The sequence below is a fragment of the Shewanella zhuhaiensis genome (assembly GCF_022484835.1).
Lineage (GTDB): Bacteria > Pseudomonadota > Gammaproteobacteria > Enterobacterales > Shewanellaceae > Shewanella > Shewanella khirikhana.
Map to the genome: position 1 here is coordinate 405,925 of NZ_JAKUDL010000004.1, position 15,738 is coordinate 421,662.

The 15,738-nt window shown below is 56.6% G+C and carries 10 protein-coding genes; 4 read left to right on the top strand and 6 right to left on the bottom strand.

Going from position 1 to position 15,738, the window contains the following annotated elements; translation table 11 throughout:
• Window positions 1-22: 22 nt before the first annotated feature.
• The 3 genes from MJ923_RS13835 to MJ923_RS13845 form a co-directional block, all read right to left on the bottom strand.
• Window positions 23-1,537 carry an SLC5 family protein gene (locus tag MJ923_RS13835; protein WP_240591602.1) on the bottom strand — a complete coding sequence of 505 codons (1,515 nt, stop codon included), beginning with the start codon at window positions 1,535-1,537 and terminating at the stop codon, window positions 23-25.
• Window positions 1,534-4,791 carry a beta-galactosidase, LacZ type gene (gene lacZ, locus MJ923_RS13840; protein ID WP_240591603.1) on the bottom strand — a complete coding sequence of 1,086 codons (3,258 nt, stop codon included), beginning with the start codon at window positions 4,789-4,791 and terminating at the stop codon, window positions 1,534-1,536. Before lacZ ends, MJ923_RS13835 begins: the two co-directional genes overlap by 4 nt.
• A 175-nt stretch (window positions 4,792-4,966) precedes the next feature.
• Complete coding sequence (locus tag MJ923_RS13845) at window positions 4,967-6,493, bottom strand: YifB family Mg chelatase-like AAA ATPase (RefSeq protein WP_240591604.1); 1,527 nt, start codon at window positions 6,491-6,493, stop codon at window positions 4,967-4,969.
• A 218-nt stretch (window positions 6,494-6,711) separates the two neighbouring features.
• Between MJ923_RS13845 and MJ923_RS13850 the strand changes: the two genes are divergently transcribed.
• Complete coding sequence (locus tag MJ923_RS13850) at window positions 6,712-7,719, top strand: ABC transporter substrate-binding protein (RefSeq protein WP_240591605.1); 1,008 nt, start codon at window positions 6,712-6,714, stop codon at window positions 7,717-7,719.
• Between the two features lie 47 nt (window positions 7,720-7,766).
• Window positions 7,767-9,593, top strand: coding sequence for a GGDEF domain-containing protein (locus MJ923_RS13855; RefSeq protein WP_240591606.1), 1,827 nt, complete (start codon window positions 7,767-7,769; stop codon window positions 9,591-9,593).
• A 21-nt stretch (window positions 9,594-9,614) separates the two neighbouring features.
• Here the strand turns inward: MJ923_RS13855 and MJ923_RS13860 are convergent, their stop codons facing one another.
• Window positions 9,615-10,424 (bottom strand): GGDEF domain-containing protein, encoded by an 810-nt coding sequence (locus MJ923_RS13860; protein ID WP_240591607.1) that lies wholly within the window; start codon window positions 10,422-10,424, stop codon window positions 9,615-9,617.
• A 96-nt stretch (window positions 10,425-10,520) separates the two neighbouring features.
• The gene (locus tag MJ923_RS13865) at window positions 10,521-11,318 is read right to left on the bottom strand and encodes a substrate-binding periplasmic protein (RefSeq protein WP_240591608.1); all 798 of its coding nucleotides are present in this window, start codon (window positions 11,316-11,318) and stop codon (window positions 10,521-10,523) included.
• 78 nt (window positions 11,319-11,396) lie between these two features.
• Between MJ923_RS13865 and paeA the strand changes: the two genes are divergently transcribed.
• Entirely contained in the window at window positions 11,397-12,707 is a 1,311-nt protein-coding gene (gene paeA, locus MJ923_RS13870; protein ID WP_240591609.1) for a polyamine export protein PaeA, read from the top strand.
• Window positions 12,708-12,750: 43 nt separating this feature from the next.
• Here paeA and ilvY read toward each other — a convergent pair whose 3' ends face one another.
• A complete protein-coding gene (gene ilvY / locus MJ923_RS13875; RefSeq protein ID WP_240591610.1) occupies window positions 12,751-13,629 on the bottom strand; it encodes an HTH-type transcriptional activator IlvY in 879 nt (292 codons plus the stop codon).
• A gap of 184 nt (window positions 13,630-13,813) precedes the next feature.
• On the opposite strand from ilvY, the gene ilvC reads away from it, so the two are divergent.
• Window positions 13,814-15,295 (top strand): ketol-acid reductoisomerase, encoded by a 1,482-nt coding sequence (gene ilvC / locus MJ923_RS13880; RefSeq protein WP_240591611.1) that lies wholly within the window; start codon window positions 13,814-13,816, stop codon window positions 15,293-15,295.
• Window positions 15,296-15,738 lie beyond the last annotated feature (443 nt).

A 15,738-nucleotide genomic window follows, 5' to 3' on the forward strand; every position in this document is an offset into this window, starting at 1 on the left:
ATGACTCCATCATGATTGCCAATCAGGCCGCTTCCGCCAGGGCGGTATCGCCGGGCAGTAAGCGGTTAACGATAAGGGTTACGGCCACGGCCACCACCAGGGTGATAAACATCAGGTGGATGTAATGCAGCGGGCTCCAGATGAAGGTAAAGACGGCATAGGTGATAACGCCGCTGACCAGGCCGATGCGCACCGCCAGACCGCGGACGTTATCAAACAGCATGGCCACCAAAAAGGCCGCCATCACCGGCATGCTGTAGAGGCCGTTAAGCTTTTGCAGCAGCGCGATAATGCTGTCGGCGTTCTGGTAGATGGGCACCAGCAGCACAGACACCACCGCAAAAATCAGTGCCACCCGCTGGCCCATGGCCTTTACGCATACCTTGGCATTGAAATACTTCTGGTGCACATCCAGGGTGTAGAGCGCCGAGGCGGAATTGAGGCAGGAGTTAAAGGTGCTGAGCACTGCGCCTGCCATCACGGCGGCAAAGGCACCGGAGAGCCAGGGCGGCAGCACCTCGGCCACTATCACCCCGTAGGCCTTATCGCCAATGTCGCCATAAAGCTTGTAGGCGGCCATGCCCGGCAGCACCACAATCAGCGGAATAAGCAGCTTCATGGCAACGGCGGCGTACAGGCCTTTTTGCGCTTCGCGCACGTTCTTGGCAGCCAATGCCCGCTGGGTGATCACCATATTGGTTCCCCAGTAAAAAATCTGGATAAAAATCATGCCGGTAAACAGGGTGTGCCAGGGGATGTCCGACTGGTCGCTGCCAATCAGCGTCAGGCGTTCGGCGGGAATGCCCTCGAAGTTCCATCCGATGGTTTCCATGGCCAGCAAAGACACCAGGGTACCCATTACCAGCAGGCCAATGCCGTTGAAGGTGTCTGAGATGGCGATGGCGCGCAGGCCGCCGAAAATGGCATAGAGAGAGCCCACCACCGCAAACAGCGCCGCTATCACCAAAGTGGTCAGTCGCTGGCTGCTTTGCGGAATACAGGCAAAGCTATCGTCGGCAGCGACGCAGCTCATGCCTTCCGCGGCAGCGCTCAGCATCTGGGTGTCGCCGAAAAAGTTCACATGGAACATCGACTGCATAAACAGGGCGCCGGTGTAGAGCACCACGGGCAGCAGGATAAACATGTAGCCGAACATAAAGAGCACGCTCACCATGGCGCGAATGTGTGGGTCGCGAAAGCGGTGCTCCAAAAGCTCTGTGGTGGTGGTGCAGCGATAGCGGTAGTACATGGGAATAAGCCAGTGGGCCAGAATAAGCAGCCCCAGCGCCGCGGCGATTTCCCACCAGGCCACCAGCAAGGTTTGGGCGCCATTCATGCCGACAATCTGCTCGGCGCTGATATTGGTGAGCATGATAGAGCCCGCCACAAAGACCCAGCTCAGGGAGCCACCGGCGAGGAAATAGTCGCGGCTGTCGGACGGATCCCGCGGTACATTGCGACATTTAATGTAGGTGAACAGCGCCACCAGTGCCGTGAGGCCGATAAAGATGCCAAGTTGCAACAGGTTGATATTCATTGTTTTACCTTATCTGCATTGGATGCGTTCAGGGTGTCGCCCAGATACAACTCGGCGGGGCGGGTGAGTGTGGGGTCAAAGGGCACCAGCATAAAGCCGTACTGATAAGCTTTTGGCGGCAGGCTGTATTGGTCGTGTACATGGCGGCCCCAGGAGGTATCGCCGCCTACGCCCATCTGTTTGTGGTCGATGTTCCAGGTGACGCCGGGGCTAAGACGAATATCGGCGCCGTGGCGGCTGGTGGAGGGCACCAGCCCCGAGGCCGATTTGCCATCGCCTGCCACCACAAAATCGAGTTCTGATGCCTTGAATGGCCAGGCGCTGCCACTCAAAAGCTCACCGTCGGTGGGCAGCGCGAGCACGCCAAGCGCCTTGCCGGAAATGGCCATCCAGCGCACATCGGTTTTATTGCCGGTTTCCTGCGGCCGGGCGTAGCGCTCGAACTGCTCGGCTATGGGGCCGATATAACGGCCGATGGCGGCGCCGGACTTGCGATCGGCATAGCTTTCGCCGGGGCCACGGCCGTACCAGGCCAGGGTGTCGAAGCCATCTGCCATGCGCCACTGCATACCAAAACGGGGCAGCTTGGGCAGCTGTTCACTATTTGCCGGTGGAATAAAGCGGTTTTGCAGCGACAGGCGACCATCGGCGTAGAGCAGCCAGTGCTGCTCATAGTCCGCATTAAGGCTTGCCGAGTGGAAGCTGCTGTGGATGCTGACCTTGCCATTTTCTTCGGTCAGCTTGAATCTTGTGAGGCTAAAGCCCTGCCAGGCCTGATGCCAGGGCGCGGCCCACTCGTGCATGCCGTTGCCAAGGTCGTTGTCGGTGGGGGCGTGGTAGAAGTTGGCCACGGGGGCCGACTCGATAAGCGCCCGGCCGCGATAGTGCCAGCCGCTGAGTTCGCCGCGCTTGGGGTTAAACTCGAAGCGGGCGACGGGGCTTGTGATGATAATCACCCCGGCCGTTTCGCGGACCTTAAGCTCGCCTGTGGACGATGCCGCAGCCATGGTTGGCAGGGGGCGCTTCGATGTGAGTGCAAACTGATCCCAGGCCAGCAGGTGATTGGCCTGAACAAGCCCGTCAGAGGCGAGGGTTCTGGCCTCCAGTGTCAGCAGGTACTCACGTTTATCGTCCATTTTGGGCAGCGTTGGTAGGGTAAGGCTCGCTTTTTGCCCGGCTTTGGGGTTGGCTTTGGCAGCAATAGCGCCGCTCGCCACCGTCTCGCCATTGGCGCTGAGGCGATAGAAAAAGCCTAAATGAGACAGGTCATTGAAGTCGTAGCGGTTTTCCACCTCAAGCTGACCATCTTCACCTCGATGGAAGCGCACCGGCTGATAGACCTTTTTCACTTCGCTTAAGTGAGGGTGGGGCACCCGATCGGGGTTGACCAGTCCATTGTTGAGGAAGTTGCCGTCGCTTGGCAGCTCCGGATGGAAGTCTTTGCCGTAGGCCCAGTACTTGTGGCCATCGACGGCTGTGTATTGCAGCGATTGATCCACCCAGTCCCAGATAAAGCCGCCCTGCAGCGACGGGTACTTGTCGATAACATCCCAATAGTCCTGCAGGTTGCCCACCGAGTTACCCATGGCGTGGGCGTATTCAATCATGATCCCCGGCCGGTCGGGCTTGGCACTGGCAAACTTCTCCAGCCGCTCAATGGACGGATACATGGGGGCGAAAATATTCGTGTAGTCGTCCAGCTCCGCCGGTTCATATTGCACCGGGCGGCTGCCATCGCGCTCCTTGAGCCAGCGGTAGGTCTCTTTGAATACCCGGCCTGTGCCTGCTTCGTTACCCAGGCTCCAGATAATCACCGAAGGATGGTTTTTATCGCGCTCGAACATGCGGCGGGTGCGCTCAAGGTGCGCGGGGATCCAGCTTGGGGTGTCGCCTATCTGGGTCTTTTCATCGATGGCCAGCGGGTGGCTCTCGATATTGGCTTCATCGATAACATAGAGGCCGTACTTATCGGTCAGTTTGAGCCAGTAGGGGTCATTAGGGTAGTGGGAGCTTCGCACCGCGTTGATGTTGTTCTCTTTCATCAATCGGATGTCCTGCAGCATGCGCTCGCGGCTGACCACATGGCCGGTGCGTGGGTCTGTCTCGTGCCGGTCGACGCCGCGGATACGGATGGCCTTGCCGTTCACTAAAAGCTGGCTTTGGTTGATTTCGATGCGCCGGAAACCCAGCTCGATGCGGTTGACCTCGAGGCTCTGGCCGCGCTCATCCTTGAGGCTCAGCAGCAGGGTGTAGAGGTTTGGCTGCTCGGCGCTCCAGAGTCTTGGGTTGGCGATGCCTGCATTGAAAATCAGCTCTTGCTGGCCTTGCAGTGTGAGTGACTGCTCACCTTTGGCCACCTCGTTCATCTCGCTATCCAGCAGTCGATAGCCAAGGCGCAGGTTTTTGCCCTGCGCTGCATTTTGCAGCGAAACCTTAAGGTTTAAGCTCCCTTCGCTCAGCGCGGCATTGAGGCTGGGGCGGGCGTCCACATCGGCAATAAACTGCGGCTCGGTGGCGTAAAGGTACACGTCTCTTTCGATGCCGGAAATGCGCAGCATGTCCTGACTCTCCAGGTAAGAGGCATCGGACCAACGCAGAATCTGCAGCGCCAGCAGGTTGCGACCTTCAGTGACAAAAGGCGTGATATCGAACTCGGCCGGGGTCTTGGCGCCCTGGCTGTAGCCCACTTCTTTGCCATTGAGCCAGACATACATGGCCGACTTGGCGGCGCCCACATGCAGCACCACCCGCTTGCCCTGCCAGGCCTCGGGCAGCTCAAACTGTTTACGATAAGAGCCCACCGGATTGTAGTCGGTGGGCGCGTCCGGCCACTTTGTATCGAAGGGATAACGCTCATCGAGGTAAATCGGGTGATCGTAACCCAGCACCTCCCAGTTCGACGGTACCGGGATGCTGTCCCAGCCGCTGTCGTCATATTCGCTTTGGGCGAACCCTGCCGGTCTGCCCTTGGGGGAGCGGGTGAAATGAAAGCGCCACAGACCATTGAGATCCAGATAGTTGGCCGATTGACGCTCGTCGCCACTCAGTGCCATTTCACTGTTTTCAAAGGGAAACGTACTGGCGTGGGGCGGCAGCTTGTTGATGGCGAATACCTGATGATCGCGCCATTCGCGATCGGTGAATGACAGCTCTGGTTGTGAGCTTGCGCCATGGGCAATCTGGGCGCTGCCGGGCAGCCCTGCGAGCATCAGCAGCGCGGGCAATAAGACCTTGAGTTTGTAAGGGTTGGGCATGGGATATCCTTCCGGGTTTGCCCTTCTGTGGGGCAATATTTCGCCGCAAGGTATCAAAGATATTAAATATTGTATACATCGAATCCAAAGAATCTATTCCCGAAAAATCACCTTTAGGGGCGATGGGAGCACAGGGAAGCCTCTGGCAAGATAAGCAACTTTGCCCAATTGGGCATTAACGGCCGAGCTGCTGCGACAGGTTGGAGAGCTGCCTGTCCATGGCGCGATACCCAAGTGCCTGTGCCAGATGTTTGCGCTCCACATTGGGGCTGGATTCCAGATCGGCAATGGTGCGGGCTACCCGCTGCAGGCGGTGAAAGCTGCGCACTGATAATCCAAGCCGGTTAACACTTTGCTCAAGAAATTCAAGATCCTGCTGAGTAAATCCAGCCTGTTTCAGCTCTTTTCCCGTGAGTTCGCTGTTGAGCTTGCCAGCCCGCGCCAACTGGCGTGCGCGGGCGGCAGTCACCCGGCGGGCTATGGTGTCTGTGGTTTCGGCGGCAGGGGCGTTTTGGGTGAGGGTGCCCGGCGGCAGTGGCGGCACTTCGATGGACAAATCGAAGCGGTCCAGGAAGGGGCCTGAAAGCCGTGCCAGATAGCGACTGATTTGTTCAGGGCTTGAGCGGCTGCCTGGGCCGGCACTGCCACAGGGGCTCGGGTTCATGGCGGCAATCAGCTGAAAGCGGCTGGCAAAGGTGAGTTTGGCGGCGGCGCGGGAGATCACCACTTCGCCGGTTTCCATCGGCTCACGCAGGCAGTCGAGCACCTTGCGTGGGAATTCGGGCAGCTCGTCGAGAAACAACACGCCCCGGTGGGCGAGGGAGATCTCTCCTGGCTTGGGCACGCTGCCACCGCCAACCAGGGAGATGGCCGAGCAGGTGTGGTGCGGCGAGCGAAAGGGGCGACGATGAAATTCACTGGGCTTGATATTGAGCCCGGCGACCGAATGCAGCGCTGCTACCTCAAGCGCTTCGTCATAATCGAGCGGTGGCAGTAAGCCCATGATCCGGCTGGCAAGCATGGTTTTGCCGCAGCCAGGCAAGCCAAGCATCAAGAGGTTATGAGCGCCCGCGGCGGCTATCTCCAGCGCCTGCTTGGCCTGATACTGACCAATTACATCGCTAAGGCAAGTCATGGCGCCGGGCGCTTCATCGAACCACTCGGCGCCTTGCTCCAGCCCCGGCAAGGGCTGCTGACCGTGGAGGAAGGCCACCAGATGGACCAACTGGCTGCACAGACGAATGGCGGGATAATCGACCAGTTCGGCATCGGCGCGGTTGGCGAGCGGCAGTATGAGTTCGCGACCGTCCCGGCGGGCGGCTACAATCACAGGCAGCAGTCCGGAGCAGAAGCGTACTTCGCCCGACAGCGCCAGTTCGCCGACGAACTCACGGTTTTTCAGGCTGGCGAGTGGGATTTGCCCCGAGGCTGCCAGAATACCGATGGCAATGGGCAGGTCATAACGACCACCCTGTTTGGGTAAGTCGGCTGGTGCCAGATTGACCGTGATGCGGCGCATCGGGAATTCAAACCCGGCATTGACCAGGGCGCTGCGCACCCGCTCGCGGGCTTCTTTGACCGAGGCCTCGGGCAGGCCAACCAGATTAAACGCAGGCAGGCCGTTGGCCAGATGAACCTCGACGGTAACTGCTGGGGCTTCCACCCCCAGGCTCGCACGGGTGGCGACACAGGCAATGGCCATTGGACAAGTCCTTTTTATCCTTTGATGGCGTAAGTTTAGCAGCTGAATTGCAACCGAATTGACACAGATGAAACCACTTTGTTTGTACGGGAGTACTAAATGCTACATTGCATTGTGTTACGAAATGTGCGATTTATGGTTAAATCAACTGATTTTTTGTGCAAGGAAGACGCTCGACCAGCAAGGATACCTGGCTCTTGGGGAATTAGGGTGTGCTCATGAGGCTGATGTTCTTTTTGGGGATGCTGTTGCTTTCGTCCCTGACACAAGCCAAAACCGATGTGCTGTTTCTGAATCCAGGAAGCAGCGATGAAAGCTTTTGGGGCGACGTAGACAGCTTGCTGGTGGCCGCTGCCATTCGCTTTGACATGGAAGTGGAAACGCTCCACAGCAACCGCAACCATTTCGATATGATCCGCCAGGCCAACGAAGTGGCCCAGCGGCCAGATCTGCCTCCCTACGTCTTTCTGGTCAACGAAAAGCAATCTGGCCTCAGAATGCTGGATGCCTTTTATCATAAGCCTGTTTTTGTCCAGTTCGTGCTGAATGACATCAGCCCCGTCGAACGCCAAACCCTGCTGCAAGACCCGCATTGGCATAAGTATTTGCTGCCGCCGGTAGTGCCGGATAATCGTACCATTGGCTTTGAAACCGCCGGGGCGCTGGTGCAGGGTCTTGGTGGCAAAGATATTCAAGTTGTGCTGGTATCGGGCGATAAATCGACACCGGCATCGGTGGAGCGTACCGAGGGCGCATTGGCCGCATTGCAGTCGATGGCCGAAGTCAGCACCGAACAAACCGTGTATGGCCAATGGCAGGAAAACAAGGCCTACCAACAGGCGCAAGTGCTGTTGCAACGCTATCCGGGGCTCGATGCCATTTGGACGGCGAATGACCATATGGCATTTGGTGTTATCCGTGCCATGAAAGAGAAGCGGTTGGCGCCGGGGAAAAAAATACGGATTGCCACCATCAACACCTCAGCCGAGGTGCTGGCCCTGAGAAGAGAAGGGGCCATCAATGTGCTGGGGGGCGGTCATTTTCTTGCCGGTGGTGTGGCGCTGTCGAATGTAAAACAACATATGGACACAGGCAGCTACCCTATAATTCATTACTCCCTGTTCAGGTTGCTTGAGCCCGACAGTGAATTTTTTATCGCCCTCGAACGGCGGGATTGGGAGTTGTTGTTGGATATTGCACTAACCCGGAATGACGCGCCGGACTAAGAGTGCAGCTCAGGCAATTGCCTGATTGAATAAGAAAAGGTGACATCTTGAACCCCCGGGTGAACTCCATCAGCGGCAAGGTAACCCTCATGATAGTTGGCGTCAGCTCGGTGTTTGCCGTGCTGACAATGTTGGTGCAGCTTGTCTGGAACTACCTGGATGCGGTCGACAATGCCCAAAATGAAATCCAGGGCTACAGCGAGCTCATCTTACCTTCCTTGGCCCAGGCTCTCTGGGATGCCGATACCCCGCTGCTGAAAGACATGCTGACCAGTATTGGTCGGGTGCCTTCGGTCAGTGGCGTCGAACTGGCAAGCCGCGACGGCGTGTATATTCAGCTGGGGCAACACACTGACCAGCTGGACACGGTGCGCCATAAGCTTATCCAGCTGCCGGTGTATTACGACGGCCTGCACATTGCCACCCTGTCGGTCTTGCTCGATCGCAATGACATATACCTCACCCTCTGGCAGCAGATGATTTTTATCGTGCTGGGCAATGGCCTTAAAACCCTGGTGATGATTTTTGTCATTCTCTATTTGCTCAAACATTTGATTATGCTGCGATTGCAGCAGCTTTCGGTGTTCGCCGATGCCATCAGCTTATCCGATGGCGAGCGTATCGACCGCTCGCTCAGGCTCGATCGCGGCGACGATGAAATCGGCCAGGTGGGGCTGGCACTCGAGCGCATGTATCAGCGGATCCGCTCGGATCTGGCGCTTATCCGTCATCAGCAGCGCAAGCTTGCCAGGCGGGGGCGGGCGCTCAGCCACACGGTGGCGCGTCAGGATGATTTGCTCAATTGGCTGGCCCGCGCCAACCAACTGCTGGCACAGGTAAGCCTGCGTTTTTTAAGTGCCTCGCCCACTGAAGTGAGCCGCGAAGTAGACTTTTTCACCGCCGAGCTTGGCGCCATGATGAACGTGGAGCGGGTGGCCGTGATGGCCTTTGTCGATGGCCGGGTGGAGTATCGCAGCTTCTGGTTCAAGCATGCCGATGCGCTGCCGGCCAAGGATGTGATAATCGATAATCTCGCGCTGCTGAAGGAAAAATTCGACAGCAGCAACACCATAGTGGTGGAGGATATCGAGCAAATCCGCGAGACCGACCCACTGGAATACAACTATATGAAGCAGGTTGGCATCAGCTCGGTGGCGGGGTTTGCCATTACCGACGGCGATTTGCTGCTGGGCATACTCTCGGTGGCCCGCACTGAAGGGCCGCTGGAATGGTTTGCCGAAAAATCGGCGGTGCTGACTCAGTTTGCCACCGCGCTTAACGAGCTTTGGGTGCGGGAGCGGCGCGAAAAACGGATGTTGGAGCTACAGCAGGAGCTGATGCGGGTTAATGTGCAGCTGGCCGAAGAGGCGGTCACCGATGCGCTGACCGGCCTGACCAATCGTCGCCCCTTTACCGATCGGCTCGAAGCTCAGCTTGAAGACGGCGGCGTGCTGCTGATGGTGGATGTGGATTACTTTAAGCGCTACAACGACACTTACGGCCATGTGGCCGGTGACGATGTGCTGAAAAAGCTGGCGGCGCTGCTTAAGGCGGAATCGCCCGACTCCACTCTGCTGGCGCGTATCGGCGGTGAAGAATTTGCCATGGTGGCGCCATTGATGGAGCCTGCGGAGCTGGAAAGGGTTTGCGATAAGCTGCTGATTGCGGTGCGCCGATTACAGTTGCCCCATGTGGGCTCGCATCTGGGCTATGTCACCCTGAGTATTGGCGCCGTGACTCTGGAGGATTGCCACAGTGTGCGGGAGGCCATGAGTAAGGCCGATGCCAGTTTGTATCTTGCCAAAGAGTTGGGGCGTGATAGCGCGGTGATTAATGGCACGCCCTACAATCCGCCGGGCGAGTGGCGCGCCTGAGCTTGAGTTTGGCGTGAATACTCAGGTTTGCAGGGTCAGTTCAGGGGTAAAAATGGCTGTGTGCTGCTCCATGCGTTTGGCGTGGTACATGGCAATGTCGGCAAATTTCATCAACTGTTTCTTATCGTCGGCATCCCTTGGATACTGGCTGATGCCGATGCTGGTGCCTACGGCAACCCGCAAGCCATCAAAACAAATATCCTGTTTCAGCTGAAAGTGGATTTGCTGACAAAGCTCCCGCGCCGATTGGGCGGTAAACCCCGGCAGCAGCATGGCAAATTCATCGCCGCCCAGGCGGGCGCACAGCGCGCTGGATGGTGTGAGCGACAACAGCCGGTTGCAGGTTTCCTGCAAAACCCGGTCGCCAATGTGGTGGCCATAGGTGTCGTTGATGATTTTGAAGTCATTCAGGTCCATGATCATGCAAGCAAAAGGCTTTGCTTCCTGCAACAGCTGATCAAATTTTTGATAGTAGGCGTTGCGGTTGGGCAGACCGGTCAACAGGTCGTGTTCGGCCTGAAAGCGCTTTTCTCTCAGGGTATCGAGCAGCCGCCGAATGGTGTTGGCACTCAGCTTGGTCACCAGATACACAAAGCCGCCGCCACCGCCAAAAATCGCCGCCACGACCAGCTCCAGCTGGGTCACTTCGTGGCCCAGTATCATCCACAGATAACCCACGTATCCCATCACAAATCCCATCACCAACACCAACAGGGTACACCAGGCGCGGTTGTGGAAATCCGGCAGCGAACAGATGCGCCACAGCGTTGGCAAAGAGGCCAGCAAGGCGAGCAGTCCTATCGTGGTCAGTGCAAAAGCGGCAATATCCATCCGGCTGTTCCCCAAAGGTTGAGTGGCGTCTCCATTCTGCTTTGAGCCTTCCGTGGAGATCCCAGTATAGATAACTTTTGCATACAAAGTCAGCGCTCATTTGCCAGTAAGCGTGCGCTCACTCTGCTCAAGAATTTTTGCCAGTTCTCCCTGTTGCCTAAGCTCAGTAATGCGGCGGTTGAAATGGGATAAAAGCCAGTTTTTCTGCGGGCTTTTTGGGGAAATCAACATATAAAACGGCTCGCTGGGAGCGCCTGTGATCCGGCCCTTATCCAGCGGCGGCAGGTGCACATTGTCGAACAGGGCGGTTACCGCCGGCAGCAGCTCGAGACGATCAAGATAGAAGCGGCAGCGACCGACTTCCAGCATTTCGGCCAGTTGCTGGTAATTGACCATGCGGGTGACATCCGAGCCTTGCATCAGACCAAACTGAGCATAGTTGTGGCCGCCAAGCCCGCACACAGGCCCCAGCGCCTGCAGGGCTGCACCGCTGGCAATTTCGTTTGGGGTATCGGCGGCCCTGGCCAAATAAAAATAACCGGGAGTCAGGTAATAATAGGGTTCGGATGAGATATAATCCCGTTGCCGCTGCTCGTTCATGGATGCGCTCATGGCGGCATCCACAGCACCGGTTGTCAGGGACATAAGACAACGCCGCCAGGGCAGGGACACCACTTCATAAGGAACCCCCTCAAATACCCGCTTCAGTATGTCTATGTCGTAGCCCGCAAGGGTGTCGGTTTTTACGTTGTTTTCACGGACAAAATAGTTGAAGGGCGGGAATTCAGTGACCTCAACGCAGAAAGTCAAAGGGCGTTCTGTCGCGGCATAGATACAGGGCGAGAACAGAGTCACACAGCTGCAAATGATCAGCATATATAATGACTTGAACATAGCTCCCCTCCGGCTTCCGCAGCATTTCAGAGTATAGCAAGTGAAGCGCAAACCTGCGTTTCCAGGATGGATAATTCCATGGGTTTTTTAGAAAATATCTCGATTATTCTGGCGCTTATATGTGTCAGTTGTTTCTTCTCCATGTCGGAGATTGCCCTCGCCGCGGCGCGTAAAATCCGCCTGCGGCAGATGGCCGACGAAGGTAATGAAAAGGCTGAGCGGGTGCTGGCATTGCAGGCCCATCCGGGCAGCTTTTTTACTGTGGTGCAAATTGGTCTCAATGCCGTGGCCATCATGGGCGGTATCGTGGGTGAATCGGCCTTTACCCCGCACATCATGGCGCTGCTCAGTGGCGTGGTGCCCGACTCCTGGCTGGCCAAGCTGAGCTTTGTGCTGTCGTTCCTGTTGGTGACCAGCCTGTTTATTCTGCTGGCTGATCTCATGCCCAAGCGTATCGCCATGGCCATGCCCGAGCGGGTTGCGGTTGCTCTGGTGGGTGCCATGGGGCTGTGTATTACCCTGCTTCGGCCGCTGGTGTGGGTGTTCAATGGCCTTGCCAATGGCCTGTTTCGGATGCTGCAAATTCCTACCGAGCGCAACGACACCATTACCGAAGACGATATTTATGCAGTGATGGATGCCGGTGCCGAAGCCGGTGTTATCGATAAAGGCGAGCAGAAAATGATGGAGAATGTGTTTGAAATGCAAAGCATTCCTGTTACTTCTGCCATGACGCCCCGGGAAAGCCTGGTGTTCTTTTTGCAAAGCGATACCGAAGAGGACATCAAGCGGAAAATCGCCGCAGACCCCCACAGCCAGTTTCTGCTCTGTGATGGTCAGCTGGATGCCATCAAGGGCTATGTCGACTCCAAGGATTTGCTTATCAAGGTGATCAGCGGCCAGACGCTGAACCTGAAAGACCCATCATTGGTGCAGAGCTGTCCGATTATTCCCGACACCCTGAGCCTGTCGGAGGCGCTGGATTATTTCCGCAATAACCGAGTCGATTTTGCCGTGGTGCTGAATGAGTACGCATTGGTGCTGGGGGTGGTGACCTTCAACGATTTGCAAAGCGCCGTGATGGGCACTTGGTCGCTGGCGGAAGGGGAAGAGCAAATCGTTGCCCGCGATACCTCGTCCTGGCTGGTGGATGGCGTGACCCCCATCACCGACGTGATGCGCGCCTTTGGTATCGACAGTTTTCCCCAGAGCCAGAATTACGAAACCATCGCCGGTTTCATTATGTTCAAGCTGCGTAAAATCCCCCGCCGTACCGACTTTGTGATCTATGCAGGTTACAAGTTTGAAGTGGTCGATATCGACTCATACAAGGTGGATCAGCTGCTGGTGACCAAGGTGGAACAGCCACCCAGTGCTGACAGCGAGTAAACACGAAAAAGGCCGCATCATGCGGCCTTTTTTATGCTTGTGCTCAGTACTCAATGCAGTCGAGAAAGGCGGCGATCAGCGGGTCCTCGCGGCGCTTGCTCTTACAGCAGCAGCCCAGCTCAAAGGGTGCTATGGCCACCGGGCTTGGCATCAGCGCAATGCGGTCGCGCACCGGGCTGTGCTGGATCACCACTTCCGGGGTGATGCTCACGCCGCAGCCCAGCGCCACCATGGAGACAATTGCCTCATGGCCTGACACCTTGGCGTAAATATTGGGCTGAATCCCCATTGCCTTGAACCAGGCGTCGGCGCGGCGCCTGCCGGGGCCATGGTCCTGAATGATAAAGGGCAGCTTATCCCAGGGGATAGTCTCTTCGGCGAGCAGCTCCCGGGCGCGGCAGGGCATTTGCGGGGCGATGATGGTCAGGGGAATGGTTTCAATCGGAGCAAAGTGCAGATTATCCGGGAAGGATTCCGGCAGCGCGGCGATGGCGATATCGGCACGGTTTTGCTGCACCTCACTCACCGCATTGGCCGCATCCCCGGTGCCAAGCACGATTTCCACCAGCGGGTGTTCGCGGCGGAATTTATCCAGTAAACCCGGCAAATGGCTGTAGGCGGCGGTGACCGAGCAGTACAGATTCAGCCGTCCCATTAATTGATGCTGATTGGGGGAAATGCGGCTTTTCAGCTGCTCCCAACCATTAACCATGTTCTGGGCAAACTGGCGAAACTCCACTCCGGCGGAGGTCAGGCTCACGCTGCGGTTATCCCGTTCAAACAAACGGGTGCCGGCATCCTCTTCGAGCCGCTGCATGGCACGGCTTAAGGTGGAAGGGCTCACGTGCATTTGCTCGGCGGTGCGGGCAAACTGCAGGGTGTCGCACAGGCTTAGGAACAGCTTGATTTCTCGTATATCCACACCGACCTCGACTCGCTGGTTTTATCCGAAACTATGTTGCTTAAAGTGAAACAATAGCTTTCGTTTATATCATTTTGAGCAATGCTAACTCTCCGCTATAGTGATTTCAATCACAATCGGCACAGGCCAACAGAGGCATGCTGGTTGTTTGAACCCAATTGACGAAGGATAAGTGGTATTCACTATGGCTAACTACTTTAACTCATTGAATTTACGTCAGCAGCTGGCTCAGCTGAGCCAGTGCCGTTTTATGGATCGCAGCGAGTTTGAAAATGGCTGTGACTACATCAAGGGCTGGAATATCGTTATCCTCGGCTGTGGCGCCCAGGGCCTGAATCAGGGTCTGAACATGCGCGACTCCGGCCTGAATATCTCCTACGCCCTGCGCGCTGAGGCTATTGCTGAAAAGCGTGCTTCCTGGAAGAAGGCCACTGACAACGGTTTTGCCGTAGGTACTTTCGAAGAGCTGATCCCACAGGCTGATCTGGTACTTAACCTGACACCGGACAAGCAGCACTCCAACGTTGTTAACACCGTAATGCCGCTGATGAAGCAGGGTGCGACCCTGTCTTACTCCCACGGCTTCAACATAGTTGAGGAAGGCATGCAGGTTCGCCCCGATATCACTGTGGTGATGGTGGCGCCCAAGTGCCCAGGCACCGAGGTGCGTGAAGAATACAAGCGCGGCTTCGGGGTTCCTACCCTGATTGCGGTTCACCCAGAGAACGACCCACGCTGTGACGGTCTGGAAATCGCCAAGGCCTACGCCAGTGCCACTGGCGGCGACCGTGCCGGTGTATTGCACTCGTCATTCATCGCCGAAGTGAAATCGGATCTGATGGGCGAGCAGACCATTCTGTGTGGCATGCTGCAAACCTCAGCCATCCTCGGCTTCGAGAAGATGGTGGCCGACGGTGTTGAGCCTGGTTATGCCGCCAAGCTTATCCAGCAGGGTCTGGAGACCATCACCGAAGCACTCAAGCAGGGCGGTATCACCAATATGATGGATCGCCTGTCCAACCCAGCCAAGATCAAAGCCTTTGATATGGCCGAGGAATTGAAAGGCATTCTGGCACCTCTGTTCGAGAAGCACATGGATGACATCATCAGCGGCGAATTTTCCCGCGTGATGATGGAAGACTGGGCCAACGACGATGCCAATCTGCTGCGCTGGCGCGCCGAAACCAACGAGACTGCGTTTGAGAATGCCCCAAGCAGTGACGAGCATATCGACGAGCAGACTTACTTCGACAAGGGCATCTTCCTGGTGGCCATGATCAAGGCCGGTGTAGAGCTGGCGTTCGATACTATGGTTGACGCCGGAATCATTGAAGAATCAGCCTATTACGAGTCGCTGCACGAAACACCGCTGATCGCCAACACCATCGCCCGTAAGCGTCTGTACGAGATGAACGTGGTGATTTCAGATACCGCCGAATATGGCTGCTATCTGTTCAACCATGCCGCTGTGCCTATGCTGCGTGACTACGTGAAGTCCATGTCGGCCGAGTACCTGGGCGCAGGGCTGAAAGACAGCAGCAACGCCGTAGACAACGTGCGTTTGATTGAAGTGAATCAAGCCATCCGCAACACCGCCGTTGAGTACATAGGTGAAGAGCTGCGCGGCTACATGAAAGACATGAAGCGCATCAGCGCTGCCCAGTAACTGGGTCACAATGCCGGGTTGTTCAAGGAGCCAACGACCCGGCTGCAACAAATGCAATAAAGCAACAGTTGTGTTGAGTGGTCACAACTGCCGCTGGCCGAAAGGCCTGAGCTTGTGGCCTAAGGAAGGTGAGAATAAGTCCCGTGCTTGCTCTGCGTGTGCTTACAGTGGATGGATGCAAGGCACAGTTTGCGGCGAATGGCCCTAGTCCTTCGCAAGAACTGTAACGCAGCAGATACCGCTGTAAGCCACGCCCTACGGGGCTTTGATAGCAAGACCATTTCGGCGTTATTCAACTTCAGCAGGCCTCGGCATGCTTTCAGTTGAATGCCTTGAACTGTCGTCGCTATCAAAGCCAGAGCTGTGCGAGGACTTGTTCGCACCTTCCTAAACTCGATACTTTTTCTGTTGTTGTTTGCATTGTCTCGGCAGGGAAGCTGAAT